The sequence below is a fragment of the Streptosporangium sp. NPDC005286 genome (assembly GCF_040607515.1).
Classification (GTDB): Bacteria; Actinomycetota; Actinomycetes; order Streptosporangiales; family Streptosporangiaceae; genus Streptosporangium.
The window spans coordinates 35,628-48,902 of record NZ_JBEXGU010000028.1 but is presented as its reverse complement, the minus strand read 5'-3'; the positions used below and the strand labels follow the sequence as shown (position 1 = coordinate 48,902).

12 protein-coding genes are annotated in these 13,275 nt (G+C 69.4%); 1 reads left to right on the top strand and 11 read right to left on the bottom strand.

The annotated features are described in order from the left end of the window. Positions 1 to 7 precede the first annotated feature (7 nt). Positions 8 to 1,780 (bottom strand): ABC transporter substrate-binding protein, encoded by a 1,773-nt coding sequence (locus ABZU75_RS13495; RefSeq protein ID WP_355553301.1) that lies wholly within the window; start codon positions 1,778 to 1,780, stop codon positions 8 to 10. 154 nt (positions 1,781 to 1,934) lie between these two features. Between ABZU75_RS13495 and ABZU75_RS13490 the strand changes: the two genes are divergently transcribed. After that, positions 1,935 to 2,954 carry a LacI family DNA-binding transcriptional regulator gene (locus ABZU75_RS13490; protein WP_355553298.1) on the top strand — a complete coding sequence of 340 codons (1,020 nt, stop codon included), beginning with the start codon at positions 1,935 to 1,937 and terminating at the stop codon, positions 2,952 to 2,954. 124 nt (positions 2,955 to 3,078) lie between these two features. Here ABZU75_RS13490 and ABZU75_RS13485 read toward each other — a convergent pair whose 3' ends face one another. The 10 genes from ABZU75_RS13485 to ABZU75_RS13440 all read right to left on the bottom strand — a co-directional run bounded on the left by ABZU75_RS13485 (position 3,079) and on the right by ABZU75_RS13440 (position 13,116). Next, entirely contained in the window at positions 3,079 to 4,812 is a 1,734-nt protein-coding gene (locus tag ABZU75_RS13485; protein ID WP_355553295.1) for a DEAD/DEAH box helicase, read from the bottom strand. 366 nt (positions 4,813 to 5,178) lie between these two features. Continuing rightward, positions 5,179 to 5,553 carry a metal-sulfur cluster assembly factor gene (locus tag ABZU75_RS13480; RefSeq protein WP_355553292.1) on the bottom strand — a complete coding sequence of 125 codons (375 nt, stop codon included), beginning with the start codon at positions 5,551 to 5,553 and terminating at the stop codon, positions 5,179 to 5,181. After that, positions 5,550 to 5,987 (bottom strand): Fe-S cluster assembly sulfur transfer protein SufU, encoded by a 438-nt coding sequence (gene sufU, locus ABZU75_RS13475; protein WP_350918982.1) that lies wholly within the window; start codon positions 5,985 to 5,987, stop codon positions 5,550 to 5,552. Before sufU ends, ABZU75_RS13480 begins: the two co-directional genes overlap by 4 nt. A 118-nt stretch (positions 5,988 to 6,105) precedes the next feature. Beyond that, entirely contained in the window at positions 6,106 to 7,368 is a 1,263-nt protein-coding gene (locus ABZU75_RS13470) for a cysteine desulfurase (protein ID WP_350918979.1), read from the bottom strand. After that, positions 7,368 to 8,141, bottom strand: coding sequence for a Fe-S cluster assembly ATPase SufC (sufC, locus tag ABZU75_RS13465; protein WP_355553288.1), 774 nt, complete (start codon positions 8,139 to 8,141; stop codon positions 7,368 to 7,370). The genes ABZU75_RS13470 and sufC overlap by 1 nt, the downstream gene beginning before the upstream one ends. A 2-nt stretch (positions 8,142 to 8,143) precedes the next feature. Continuing rightward, entirely contained in the window at positions 8,144 to 8,461 is a 318-nt protein-coding gene (locus ABZU75_RS13460) for a non-heme iron oxygenase ferredoxin subunit (RefSeq protein ID WP_355553286.1), read from the bottom strand. Beyond that, positions 8,458 to 9,579, bottom strand: coding sequence for a Fe-S cluster assembly protein SufD (gene sufD / locus ABZU75_RS13455; protein ID WP_350918973.1), 1,122 nt, complete (start codon positions 9,577 to 9,579; stop codon positions 8,458 to 8,460). The genes ABZU75_RS13460 and sufD overlap by 4 nt, the downstream gene beginning before the upstream one ends. Continuing rightward, positions 9,579 to 10,991, bottom strand: a complete 1,413-nt coding sequence (gene sufB, locus ABZU75_RS13450) for a Fe-S cluster assembly protein SufB (RefSeq protein ID WP_343981594.1) — start codon at positions 10,989 to 10,991, stop codon at positions 9,579 to 9,581. Before sufB ends, sufD begins: the two co-directional genes overlap by 1 nt. Further along, positions 10,988 to 11,779, bottom strand: coding sequence for a metalloregulator ArsR/SmtB family transcription factor (locus ABZU75_RS13445; RefSeq protein ID WP_355553362.1), 792 nt, complete (start codon positions 11,777 to 11,779; stop codon positions 10,988 to 10,990). The genes sufB and ABZU75_RS13445 overlap by 4 nt, the downstream gene beginning before the upstream one ends. Positions 11,780 to 11,883: 104 nt before the next feature. After that, complete coding sequence (locus ABZU75_RS13440; RefSeq protein WP_355553281.1) at positions 11,884 to 13,116, bottom strand: multidrug effflux MFS transporter; 1,233 nt, start codon at positions 13,114 to 13,116, stop codon at positions 11,884 to 11,886. Positions 13,117 to 13,275 lie beyond the last annotated feature (159 nt).

The window sequence follows — 13,275 nt, the reverse complement described above, 5'->3', positions numbered from 1 at the left end:
CGGGGGATCAGCCGCCGGCGGGCTTCAGCTCGGTCAGGGTCAGCACCCCGCCCAGCTCCAGCCAGTTACGCCACATGGTCGGCGGGCTCTTGGGCGTCGCGGGGTCGGAGGAGGGCCAGTTGGTCCAGACCGCGTTGCTGGTCTGCGCCCACAGGCCGTTGTACCAGAGCGGGATCACCGGCAGATCGTCGAGCTGGATCTTCTGGATCTCCGAGGCGACCTGCTTCATGCCCTCGACGTCGTCGGCCTTCTTGCCGTCGAGATCCTGAACCAGGTCCCAGACCTTCTTGTTCTCGTAGCGGCCGAAGTTGACGGTGTTCTGCTGCTTGTTGATCGGCAGCCGGAACATGTAGTCGTAGTACATCCAGGGCGTGTTGGACAGCTGCCGCTCGTTGTTGAGCAGCAGGTCGAACTTGCCGGACCCGCGCTGGTCGACCAGCGCGTTGTAGTCGGGGAACTCCGGGGTGAGGTCGATCCCGGCCGCCTTGGCGCCCTCGGCGATGACCCGGCTCGCCTCCATCCAGTCGGTCCAGCCGGCCGGAACGATGATCTTCAGCGAGGCCTTGGAGCCGTCCTTGTTCTCCACGAACCCGTCGCCGTCGCCGTCCTTGTATCCGGCGTCGGCCAGCAGCCTCTTCGCCTTCTTGGTGTCGAAGGAGAAGCCCTTCTCGCTCACCACGGCCTGGTCGACGTACTTGTCCCACTGGGGCAGCAGCCCGGTGGGGCCGGCCGCCTTGACCAGGTTGCCGTAGACACCCTCGACGATCTTCTTGGTGTCGATGGAGTTGGCGATCGCCTTGCGGAAGGCGGGGTCGTCCAGCGGCTTCTTCGCGGTGTTGGGCACCAGGAAGGCCGTGTTGGCCGAGAGCATGTACGGCGGCTCTGGATAGTAGGTCTTGATACCGAAGTTGCCCTGGACCAGGTTGGCCACGCCGGGCAGGAAGTTGTTGCTGAGGTCCAGGCCCTTCTGCAGCAGCAGGCCCATCGCCACCTCATTGCTGGAGTTGACGATGTCGACGACGTACTTGGGCTTGACCTCCTTGCCCAGCGCCGCGGTGGCCCACCAGCCGTCGCGCTTGACCCAGGCCATGCGGTCCTGGTCGTGGCTGTGGTAGGCGTACGGCCCGGTGCCGACCGGCTTCTCGTTGACGCCGTTCAGCACCTCGTCCTCGGAGAGACCTTCCCAGATGTGCTTGGGGACGATCGCGTTGCTGTAGACCCAGTTGGCCCACTGCTGGTAGTTGGCCTTGGAGAAGGTGAACCTGACGGTGCCCGGGTCGACCGCCTCGACCTTCTCCAGCCAGTCCCACAGGTTGGCGTAGGGGATGGTCTTCATCTTGCCGAGCTCGACGGTGAAGACCACGTCGTCGGCGGTGAAGGGCTTGCCGTCGGCCCAGGTGACCCCCTGCCTGAGCTTGAGGTCGTAGGTCTTGTCGTCCGTCCAGGTGCCGCTCTCGGCCAGCCAGGGCGTGAACTTGTCGGTCTGGGGGTCGTACAGGAAGAGCGTCTCGTAGACGAGCCCCTTGGTGCCGGTGGCCGAGTCCCAGGTCCGCAGCGGATTCCAGTTGGCCGGCGGGCCCCACTGGGTGCCGCTGGTGTACAGGGTCTCGTTGCGGGGGAACGCGGCGTTCGCCGCCCCCGCCCCCGCCGAGGGGGCCGCGGCGCCCGACCCCTGCGGCGCCTCGCTCGGAGCTGACGGCGTCGTCGACCCTCCCGTGCACCCGGCCGCGACCATGCAGGCCGCCACCCCGAGGATCGCGAACCTTCGTCGAATCCGCATCTATGTTCTCCTCTCCAACATGGGAGCGCTCCCAAATAACTAAACGCGACCGCATGCGTTTGCTGAGCCGGATAAGTATCGTGACCGTAAAGTCCACGTGTCGGCACTGTCAATAGGCGACTGGACCGGTTCAGCTGAAATCGCGGAGGAGATCATGAAACGACCGACGATCGCGGACGTCGCCAGACGGGCCGGGGTGTCCAAGGGGGCCGTCTCGTACGCGCTCAACGGGCAGCCCGGCGTGTCGGAGAGCACCCGGGCCAGGATCCTGGCGATCGCCGAGGAGATCGGCTGGCGCCCCAACAGCGCGGCCCGCGCCCTGAACGGCGCGCGGTCCCACACCGTCGGCCTGGCCATGTGCCGCCCGGCGCGCACGCTCGGCGTGGAACCGTTCTTCATGGAGCTCATCAGCGGCATCGAGGGCGAGCTCTCGGCCCGCTCGTACGCGCTCATGTTGCAGGTGGTCTCCGACCACGGGCAGGAGGTCGCGGTCTACCGCCGCTGGTGGGGTGAGGGCCGCGTCGACGGCGCCATCCTGGTCGACCTGCACGTGGGCGACCCCCGCATCCCCGAGTTCGAGTCACTCGGCCTGCCGGCCGTGGTGATCGGCCATCCGTCGGAGGCCGGGTCGCTGCTGCCCATCTGGTCCGACGACGGCGGTGCCGTCCACGAGACCGTGGAGTATCTCGTCGCGCTCGGCCACCGCAGGGTCGCCAGGGTCGCCGGGCTGCCGCGCCTGGCCCACACCGTGCTGCGCGACCACGCCTTCGCCGAGGCCTGCGACGGCGTCGCCGAGCACGTGACCGTGCACACCGACTACACCGGTGAGGAGGGCGCCCGCGCCACCCGGCGCCTGCTGAGCTCGCCCTCCCGGCCCACCGCGATCGTCTACGACAACGACATCATGGCCGTCGCCGGGCTGTCCGCCGCCCAGGACCTGTGCCTGGACGTGCCCCGCGACCTGTCCATCGTCGCCTGGGACGACTCACCCCTCTCCCGGGTCGTCCGCCCCCCGCTCACCGCCCTGAGCCGCGACATCTCCGCCTACGGCGCCCACGCCGCCCGCCATCTCCTCGCCCTCGTCTCCGGCGAGAGCCCCGGCCCCTACCAGGACGAGGCCGCCCGCCTCACCCCCAGGGGCAGCACCGCTCCCCCGCCCGGGCGGGTCCGGTGACGGCGGCCCTTCCGGGGACCGGGCCGGAACGCGGAGCGGCGGCGGTCCCGGCGGGTCGGGCCGCTCCAGACGAAGGGCCGGCACGGCGAATGCCGTACCGGCCCTTCAGGGTGCTACGAGATGATCAGCGGCCGTAGCGGCTGCCGCCGCGCGGGGCGGAGCCGCGGCCGTCGGCGCGGAACTCGCCACCGCGGAAACCGCCGCCCTGACGGTCACCGCGGAAGGGCTCGCGCTCGCCCGCGGGACGCTCGGAGCGGTAACCACCACCGGCCGAGGCCGGACGGTCGGCGCGGAACGGCTCGCGCCGCTCGCCGCCGCGGTAGCCACCGCCCGCGGGACGCTCGGAGCGGAAGCCGCCACCGGCCGGGCGCTCACCGCGGTCGGCGCGGTAGCCACCGCCCGCGGGACGCTCGGAGCGGTAACCACCGCCGGCCGGGCGCTCGGAACGGTACTGGCCGCCGCCACGGGAGTCGTCACCGAAGGAACGCTCACGGGGCTGCTGGCCCTCACCGTGGGCGGGACGCTCGGAGCGGAAACGACGCGGGCCACGCCCGCCACCGTTGCCGCCGAAGCCGCCGCGCCCCTGGCGCTGCCTGCTGGCCGGAGCCGAGGGCTCCCAGACCGGGATCGGCTCGCCGCTGGGGGTACGCGCACCGGCGACCTCCTCCAGGCGCGGGTGGCCCGGGGTGACCCTGGCGCGGAACGGCTTGATGCCCGCGCGGCGGGTCATCGCGTCGGTGGAGCGGCGCTCGTTGGGGAGCACCAGCGTCATGACGGTGCCCTTCTCCCCGGCGCGGGCGGTGCGGCCGCCGCGGTGCAGGTAGCTCTTGTGGTCCTGGGGCGGGTCGACGTGCAGCACGAGGCTGATGTTGTCGACGTGGATGCCGCGGGCCGCGACGTCCGTGCAGACCAGGACGTTGATCGTGCCTTCCTTGAACTCGGCCAGGATGCGGGTGCGCTGGTTCTGGCGCTTGCCGCCGTGCAGGCCGCCGGCCTTGATGCCGACCTGGGCGAGCTGCTTGCACAGCCGGTCCACGCCGTGCTGGGTGCGCACGAAGATGATCGTCCGGCCCTCACGGTTGGCGATCTCGGCGGTCACCGGGAACTTGTCGTCGCGGTGCACCTCCAGCAGGTGGTGCTCCATGGTGTCGACCGAGGAGGCGGCCGGGGCCATGGAGTGGGTCACCGGGTTGGTGAGGAAGCGGCGGACGAGCTTGTCCACGTCACCGTCGAGGGTCGCGGAGAAGAGCAGGCGCTGGCTGTCGGCCGGGGTCTGCTGCAGGATCGCGCTGACGACCGGGAAGAAGCCGAGGTCGCACATGTGGTCGGCCTCGTCGAGGATCGTCACCTGGACCTCGTCCAGCATGCACTCGCCCTGCTGCATGAGGTCGGTCAGGCGGCCGGGGGTGGCCACGACGACCTCGACACCGCGGCGCAGCGCCTCGATCTGGCGGCCCATGGACATGCCGCCGACGACGGTCTTCATCCGCAGCGACAGGCCGCGGCCGAGGGGCTCCAGCGCGTCGGTCACCTGCATGGCGAGCTCGCGGGTCGGCACCAGCACGACGGCCAGCGGGTGGCCGGGACGCGCCTTGGCCCCGGCGATGCGGGTCATCATGGGCAGGCCGAAGGCGAGCGTCTTGCCCGAGCCGGTCTGGCCGCGGCCCAGGACGTCGTGGCCGGCGAGGATGTCGGGGATCGTGGCCCGCTGGATGGGGAAGGGACTGTCGATGCCCGCACGGGAGAGACCGGTCACCAGCGGCTTCGGCAGACCGAGAAGGGTGAACTCGGACGTGCCTGCGGGGGCCTGGGAGATTTCGGTGATTTCGGTGATTTCGGGCAGAACAGCGTCAAGCATGGTCACGAAGACTCGTGCCTTTCGATAGAAGAACGGGGCACGTCACTTCTGCGAAAGGACGAGCCTGGAACGCGCGGCCTGAGGCCGCGCTTGATCAACACCCACATGGGGGCGGTGGTGCGGTGCAAGTCGAGGCGCACCGCACGGGGCGGGTCTAGCTTACCCGCACGCAGTCAAACCACGATCAAGCATACCCGGCGTTCGCAGTGCCGAGTTCGGTCGGGGCGTCCGGCGTGAGCCGGTCGCTTGTCCGTCGATTGGAGCCAACACTCCCGGCCGGGTTTTTCTTCCCGGCCTCCGTGATCCTCTCACACAATTGGGTACGGCCCGAACCCGGGGGGTGCGAGCCGTACCGGTGACCGCGTCTCAGACGTTGAAGCCGAGCATCCGGAGCTGCTCGCGGCCCTCATCGGTGATCTTGTCCGGGCCCCACGGCGGGAGCCAGACCCAGTTGATCTTCACGTCGGAGACCATGCCGTCCAGGGCCGAGTGCGCCTGGTCCTCGATGACGTCGGTCAGCGGGCAGGCCGCGCTGGTCAGCGTCATGTCGATGGTGGCGACCGGCAGGGCGTCCCCCTCGCCCCCCTCCGCGGGGTCGAGGTGGAGCCCGTAGATCAGGCCCAGGTCGACGACGTTGATGCCGAGTTCGGGGTCCACGACGTCCTTGAGGGCCTCCATGACCTCGTCATGGGTGGTGTCCCCGTCGTACGCCGTGGTCGGCGTCTCAACAGCCTTGCTCATTTCGTGCTCCTCACGACCGCGTCCTTGTAGGCCATCCAGGCCAGTAGCGCGCACTTCACCCGGGCGGGGAACTTCGCGACCCCGGCGAAGGCCACGGCATCGCCCAGCAGGTCCTCGTCCGCCTCGATCTTTCCTCTGCCCTGCATGAGCCGGGTGAACTCCTCCACGACGCCGAGCGAGTCGTCGACGGTCGAGCCGGTGGCCAGCTCGTGCAGCACCGAGGCCGCGGCCTGGCTGATGGAGCAGCCCTGCCCGTCGTAGGAGACGTCCTCGACCTTGCCGCCGTCGCCCAGTTTCACCCGCATGGTGATCTCGTCGCCGCACGTCGGGTTCACATGGTGGACCTCGGCGTCGTACGGGTCGCGAAGACCCCTCCCCTGCGGGTGTTTGTAGTGCTCCAGGATCAGCTCCTGGTACATGGACTCGGCGATCATAGGGTCGTGCTCACCTTCTCGTTCGCTGCGCCGTACGCTCGCGCGTCGCCGGACGCCGTGCCGTGGGCGTGTGGCGCCCGCCGTTCGCTCGCCCGCCGGCTCGACTGCTCGGGCATGACTAGGCGAACACCTTCCGCACGTGGTGGAGGCCGCGGACCAGAGCGTCGATCTCGGCCGTTGTGTTGTACAGGTAGAAGGACGCCCGCGTGGTCGCGGGAATCCCGAATCGCAGATGGAGCGGACGGGCGCAGTGGTGCCCCACGCGCACCGCCACGCCGAAGTTGTCATCCAGGATCTGCCCGACGTCGTGCGGGTGAATCCCCTCCAGCGTGAACGAGACGGTGCCGCCGCGGTCGGCGAGGTCCAGCGGGCCGATCACCTTCAGGCCCGGGACCTCTCCCAGCGCACCGAGCGCGTAGGCGGTGAGCTCGTGCTCGTGCCGGACGACGGCGTCCATCCCGATCTCGGACAGGTAGTCGACCGCGGCACCGAGGCCGACCGCCTCGACGATCGGCGGCGTACCCGCCTCGAACTTGTGCGGTGCGGGCGCGTAGGTCGAGCGGTCCATCCAGACCGCCTCGATCATCTCGCCGCCGCCCAGGAACGGGGGCATGGCCGAAAGCAACTCACCGCGGGCCCACAGCACGCCGATCCCCGAGGGGCCGACGACCTTGTGGCCGGTGAAGGCCAGGAAGTCGACACCCAGCGCGGCCACGTCCACCTGCTGGTGAGGCACCGACTGCGAGGCGTCGAGCATCATCAGCGCGCCGACCTCGCGGACCCTGGCGAGCACCGGGGCGACCGGGTTGACCGTGCCCAGCACGTTCGACTGGTGCACGATCGAGACGATCTTCGTGCGCTCGGTGACGAGCTCGTCGAGGTTCGACAGGTCCAGGCGGCCGGAGTCGGTGACGGAGAACCAGCGCAGCGTCGCACCCGTGCGCTGCGCGAGCATCTGCCACGGCACGATGTTGGAGTGGTGCTCCATCTCGGAGATGACGATCTCGTCTCCGGGGCCGAGCCGGAAGCGCGGGTCCTCACCGATGGGGTTACCGAAGGCGTACGCCACCAGGTTGAGCGCCTCGGAGGCGTTCTTGGTGAAGACGATCTCGTCGCGGTCGGGCGCGCCGACGAAGGCGGCGACCTTGTCCCTGGCGTTCTCGTACGCCTCGGTGGACTCGGCGCCCAGCGCGTGCATGGCGCGGCCGACGTTGGCGTAGTGCATCGCCATGTGCTCGCGCATCGCCTCGACCACCTGGGTCGGCTTCTGCGCGGAGTTGCCCGAGTCGAGATAGATCAGCGGCCTGCCGCCGGGAAGCTCTCGGGAGAGGACCGGGAAGTCCTTCCTGATCCTCTCCACGTCAAGGCCGGTGTCCACCATCAGGCCGACGCCTTCGTGTAGGCCTCGTAACCCTCGTTCTCAAGCCGCTCGGCGAGTTCGGGGCCGCCCTGCTCCACGATCCGCCCCGCGGAGAAGACGTGGACGAAGTCCGGCTTCACATAACGCAGGATGCGGGTGTAGTGGGTGATGAGCAGCACACCGGTCTCGCCGTTCGAGCGGAAGCGGTTGATCCCCTCGGAGACCACGCGCAGCGCGTCGACGTCGAGGCCGGAGTCGGTCTCGTCGAGCACTGCGATCTTCGGCTTGAGCAGCTCCAGCTGGAGGATCTCGTGGCGCTTCTTCTCACCGCCGGAGAAGCCCTCGTTGACGTTGCGCTGGGCGAAGGCCGCGTCGATGGACAGGGCCTCCATGCCGGACTTGAGGTCCTTGGCGAACTGGCGGAGCTTGGGGGCCTCGCCGCGGACGGAGGTGACCGCGGTGCGCAGGAAGTTGGAGACGCTGACACCGGGGACCTCGACCGGGTACTGCATGGCGAGGAACAGCCCGGCGCGGGCGCGCTCGTCGACGGTCAGCTCCAGCAGGTCGACCCCGTCGAGCAGGACCTGGCCACCGGTGACCGTGTACTTGGGGTGACCGGCGATCGCGTACGCGAGCGTGGACTTGCCCGAGCCGTTGGGGCCCATGATGGCGTGGGTCTCGCCGGCCCGCACGGTCAGGTTGACGCCGCGCAGGATCTCCTTGTCGGCGACGTTGACGTGCAGGTCGCGGATCTCCAGGGTGGAACCCGAGGGAACTCGGCTCGTGTCAGACACTTTTATGACTCCTTCGAGAGCGAGACGAGGACGTCATCGCCGTCGATCTTGACTCGGTAGACGGGGACGGGCTTGCTGGCGGGCGGACCGGTGGGCTTGCCCGACCGCAGGTCGAAGCACGAACCGTGCAGCCAGCACTCCAGGGTGCCGTCGTAGACCTCACCCTCGCTGAGTTTCACCTCGGCGTGGGAGCACACGTCGTGCAGCGCGTAGACCTCATCGCCCCGGCGGACCAGGGCGACGGGGGTCTCGCCCACCTCAACGCCGATCACGCCCTCGTCGGGGATGTCGGCGAGCTTGCAGACCTTCTCGAACGTCACTTCTCAAGCTCCGCCTCGACCCGGGCGAGCACCCGCTCGCGAAGCTCGGAGACCTCGATCTTCTCCACCAACTGCGCGAAGAAGCCCCTGATCACGAGGCGACGCGCGTCCTCGTAGGGGATCCCGCGGGCCTGCAGGTAGAAGAGGTGCTCGTCGTCGAGGCGGCCGGAGGTGCTGGCGTGGCCGGCACCGGTGACCTCTCCGGTGAGGATCTCCAGGTTGGGCACCGAGTCGGCGCGGGCGCCGTCGGTGAGCAGCAGGTTGCGGTTGAGCTCGTAGGTGTCGGTGCCCTCGGCCTCGACCCGGATGATGACGTCGCCGATCCAGACCGCGTGGGCGTCCTGGCCCTGCAGCGCCCCGCGGTAGTCGACGTTGCTCCGGCAGCCGGGCCGGGAGTGGTCGACGAGCAGGCGGTGCTCCAGGTGCTGGCCGGCGTCGACGAAGTAGAGGCCGTTCAGCTCGGCGTCGCCGCCGGGCCCGGAGTAGGAGACCGAGGGGGAGAGCCGGACCAGGTCGCCTCCGAGGGTGACCACGAAGCTGCGGAAGGTCGCGTCCTTGGCGAGCAGGGCGTGGTGGTGGGAGACGTGCACGGCGTCGTCCGCCCAGTCCTGCAGGCTGATGACCTTGAGCGTGGCGCCCTCGCCCACAACGAACTCGACGTTGTCGGCGTAGAGCGCGCTGCCCTGATGGTCGAGGACGACCACGGCCTCGGCCATCGGCTCCAGCTTCACGACCGTGTGGCCGTAGGCGGCGCCCCGGCCGGACCCGGTGAGGGTGACCACCGTCGGGGTGGAGGCGACGGCCTCGCGCGCCACCGTGATCACGGTGGCCTTCTCGAAGGAGGCGTAGGCCTGGGCGCTGACCCGGTCGGCGGGCACGTAGGCCCGGCCGAGCCGCGCGTCGTCACGGCCGACGGTCTCCACGGTGACCTCGGGGGCGGCGTCGACGTGCACGACCACGTTCGCGGAGGCCGCGACGCCCTCGTGCAGGCCCTTGAGCCGGGAGAGCGGGGTGAAGCGCCACTCCTCCTCCCGGCCGGTCGGGACCGCGAAGTCCGCCACGTCGTACGAGGCCTTCTCGTGGAGCGTCGACAGGGGTTTGGCGGTGTCGAGACCCATCAGCCGACGGCTCCTTCCATCTGCAGTTCGATCAGGCGGTTCAGCTCCAGGGCGTACTCCATCGGGAGCTCGCGGGCGATCGGCTCGACGAAGCCCCGGACGATCATCGCCATGGCCTCGTCCTCGCCCATGCCGCGGCTCATCAGGTAGAAGAGCTGGTCGTCGGAGACCTTGGAGACGGTGGCCTCGTGCCCCATGGAGACGTCGTCCTCGCGCACGTCCACGTAGGGGTAGGTGTCGGAGCGGCTGATCTGGTCGACGAGCAGCGCGTCGCACTTGACGGTGCTGGCACTGCCGTACGCGCCCTCCTCGATCTGGACCAGACCGCGGTAGGAGGTGCGGCCGCCGCCCCTGGCGACGGACTTGGAGATCACCGAGGAGCTGGTGTTCGGTGCGAGGTGCACCATCTTGGAACCGGCGTCCTGGTGCTGGCCCTCACCGGCGAAGGCGACGCTGAGGGTCTCGCCCTTGGCGTGCTCGCCCATGAGGTAGACGGCCGGGTACTTCATGGTGACCTTGGAACCGATGTTGCCGTCGATCCACTCCATGGTCGCGCCCTCGTACGCCACGGCGCGCTTGGTGACCAGGTTGTAGACGTTGTTCGACCAGTTCTGGATGGTCGTGTAGCGGCAGCGCGCGCCCTTCTTCACGACGATCTCCACGACCGCGCTGTGCAGCGAGTCCGAGGAGTAGATCGGCGCGGTGCAGCCCTCGACGTAGTGGACGTAGGAGTTCTCGTCCACGATGATCAGGGTCCGCTCGAACTGGCCCATGTTCTCGGTGTTGATCCGGAAGTAGGCCTGGAGCGGGATCTCCACGTTGACGTTCGGCGGCACGTAGATGAAGCTGCCGCCGCTCCAGGTCGCCGTGTTCAGCGCGGCGAACTTGTTGTCGCCGACGGGGATCACGGTCCCGAAGTACTCCTTGAAGATCTCCTCGTGCTCCTTGAGGGCGGTGTCGGTGTCGACGAAGATGACACCCTTCTCCTCAAGGTCCTCACGGATCTTGTGGTAGACCACCTCGGACTCGTACTGGGCGGCGACGCCGGCGACCAGGCGCTGCTTCTCCGCCTCGGGGATGCCAAGCTTGTCGTAGGTGCTCTTGATGTCGTCGGGCAGGTCCTCCCATGAGGCGGCCTGCTTCTCGGTCGAGCGCACGAAGTACTTGATGTTGTCGAAGTCGATCCCGCTGAGGTCGGAGCCCCAGTTCGGCATGGGCTTCTTACCGAACAGGCGCAGCCCCTTCAGGCGAAGGTCCAGCATCCACTCCGGCTCGTTCTTCAGCGCGGAGATATTGCGGACGACCTCTTCGGACAGGCCGCGCCGGGCCGTCGCTCCCGCGGCGTCCGAGTCGGCCCAGCCGAACTTGTAATTCCCGAGGCCTTCCAGCTCCGGGCGGTCGGTGACAGTCACCTTCCGGTCTCCTTGCTCGATATGTCGATCGTTTCGTGGGTTGCTGGTGATCGCACCGGCGTGGATGCCGGGGCGTTCGCCGCGCGCTCCCTCGCGCCCGGCCCGGAATCCCGGTGGGGACTCACATGCGTGGTGCACACGCCGTCACCGTGGGCGATGGTCGCGAGCCGCTGCACGGGAGTGTCGAGGATGCGCGCGAACGCCTCCGTCTCGGCCTCGCACAGCTGCGGGAACTCCGCGGCCACGTGCGCCACCGGGCAGTGGTGCTGACACAGCTGTTCACCGCCGAGGCTGGCCTTGCTCGCCGAGGCGGCGTAGCCGTCGGCCGACAGCGCCTCGGCCAGGACGCGCACCCGCTGGTCGGCGGGGACCTCGCGCATCTCCGGCCGCAGGCGGGCGACCAGGCCGGCCACCTGTGATCGGGCGAACTCCGCAACGGCCTCCTCGCCCACGCGCTCGGCCAGGAAACGCAGCGCGCTCCCGGCGAGACCGTCGTAGGCGTGCTCGAAAGCGCTCCGGCCGGCGTCCGTTATGGCGAACAGCTTGGCAGGCCGGCCACGCCCGCGCTGGCCTCGTGGCCTGGCGGTACGCGTCTCGGCCATTCCCTCGGCCAGCAGTGCGTCCAGGTGCCTGCGGACCGCTGCGGGGGTGAGACCCAGCCGCTCGCCGAGAGCGGCGGCGGTGACGGGCCCGTGCTCCAGGATGAGCCGGGCGACACGCGCTCGCGTGCTGCGCTCGGCGGACACGGCGGAGGGCCGCACGATGGCGGCTCCCTCGGTGCCCTGCATCCCGGTCACGTATTTCACAACATCAGTGTGCCGTAATTGCTTCCCGAGTTACAAACCAATGTTCAGCCGCCTCAAATGCGATTTGTCACGCAGGCAAGGCTTACCTAACCTGCGGAAACATTCCGCGCGCCTCCTCGCAGCCCGGTGAAGGCCAGGAGCGAGACGAGGGTGAAACCGGCCAGCACGACGGCCATCGGCAGCGCGGAGCCCTCGCCCCCCAGGCCCACCAGCGGTGCGGCGAGCGCGCCGAGCGCGAACTGCAGCACACCCGTCAGCGCGGCGGCACTCCCGGCGATCTGCGGGGGCTGGCCGGCCAGGGCGAGCGCGGCGCTGCCGGGCATGACGAAGCCCGCACCACACATGATCACGAACAGCGCGGCGACCAGCACCGGCAGGGGCAGGTGGAACAGCGCCGTGGCAAGCAGCGTCACGGCTCCGGCCACGCTCGTGAACAGTCCGATCAGGATCAGCCGGGCCGGGGCGATCCGGCGCCCCGCGAGGCGCCCACCGATCTGCGCGGTGACGGTCAGCCCCAGGGCGTTCAGCCCGAACACCAGGGAGAAGGTCTGCGCCGAGGTCTCGTAGACCTCCTGGAGCACGAAGGGCGATCCGGAGATGTAGGCGAACATGCCCGCGAAGCCCAGCCCTCCGGCCAGGGCGGGGGCCATGAAGGACCGATCGCCGAACAGGTGCCGGAAGGTGACGAGGGTGTGCCGCAGCCCCCCGCCCTCACGCTGGTCCGCGGGGAGCGTCTCGTGCACCCCCGACAGCGCGGCGGCCAGCAGCAGCAGGCCGGCGACGCTCAGCGCGACGAAGACACCCCGCCAGGAGGTGTGGTTGAGCAGCTGCGCGCCCGCGAGCGGGGCCAGGATCGGCGCGAGGCCGGTCACCAGCATGAGGGTGGCGAAGATGCGGGCGATGGCCGCCCCCTCGTACAGGTCCCGGACGACCGCGCGGACGATCACCAGCGCGGCGCCGCCCGCGATGCCCTGGAGCAGGCGCAACCCGACCAGCCCGTACACCGAGGGCGAGAAGGCGCACAGCAGCGAGGCGACGGCGTAGGCGAGGATGCCGAGCAGCAGCGGCCCCCGGCGGCCGCGCACGTCGCTGAGCGGGCCGGCGACGACCTGCCCGGCGGAGACCCCGATGAGGCAGGCGGTGAGGGTGAGCTGCACCTGTGCCTGCCCGGTGCCCAGGTCGGCGGCGATGGCCGGGAAGGCCGGCAGATACATGTCGATCGACAGGGGACCGATCGCGGAGAGCGCACCCAGGATGATCAGCAACAGTCTGCGCCGCGTGCCCGGCACCACGTCCGACTCGCCGACGACGGCGGTCATATCCGTACTCCCCTTTTGATCGCAGGCCACGACGGGCCCGCAGGGGCCGAAGCGTCCCAACCATCAACAGGTCATCCGAATTCCTGGATTTAGGAAATTTCCCAGAAAGAATCTCAAAGCACTGACCAGTAAAAGCCCTCTGGGAGCCCCCGGCGCCTC

Excerpts from the sequence above, each read along its gene's own strand:
- sufD (WP_350918973.1), bottom strand. The coding sequence starts at position 9,579 with ATGGGTCTCGACACCGCCAAACCCCTGTCGACGCTCCACGAGAAGGCC.
- ABZU75_RS13440 (WP_355553281.1), bottom strand. The coding sequence starts at position 13,116 with ATGACCGCCGTCGTCGGCGAGTCGGACGTGGTGCCGGGCACGCGGCGC.
- sufU (WP_350918982.1), bottom strand. The coding sequence starts at position 5,987 with ATGATCGCCGAGTCCATGTACCAGGAGCTGATCCTGGAGCACTACAAA.
- ABZU75_RS13470 (WP_350918979.1), bottom strand. The coding sequence starts at position 7,368 with ATGGTGGACACCGGCCTTGACGTGGAGAGGATCAGGAAGGACTTCCCG.
- ABZU75_RS13485 (WP_355553295.1), bottom strand. The coding sequence starts at position 4,812 with ATGCTTGACGCTGTTCTGCCCGAAATCACCGAAATCACCGAAATCTCC.
- ABZU75_RS13445 (WP_355553362.1), bottom strand. The coding sequence starts at position 11,779 with ATGCAGGGCACCGAGGGAGCCGCCATCGTGCGGCCCTCCGCCGTGTCC.
- ABZU75_RS13480 (WP_355553292.1), bottom strand. The coding sequence starts at position 5,553 with ATGAGCAAGGCTGTTGAGACGCCGACCACGGCGTACGACGGGGACACC.
- ABZU75_RS13495 (WP_355553301.1), bottom strand. The coding sequence starts at position 1,780 with ATGCGGATTCGACGAAGGTTCGCGATCCTCGGGGTGGCGGCCTGCATG.
- ABZU75_RS13490 (WP_355553298.1), top strand. The coding sequence starts at position 1,935 with ATGAAACGACCGACGATCGCGGACGTCGCCAGACGGGCCGGGGTGTCC.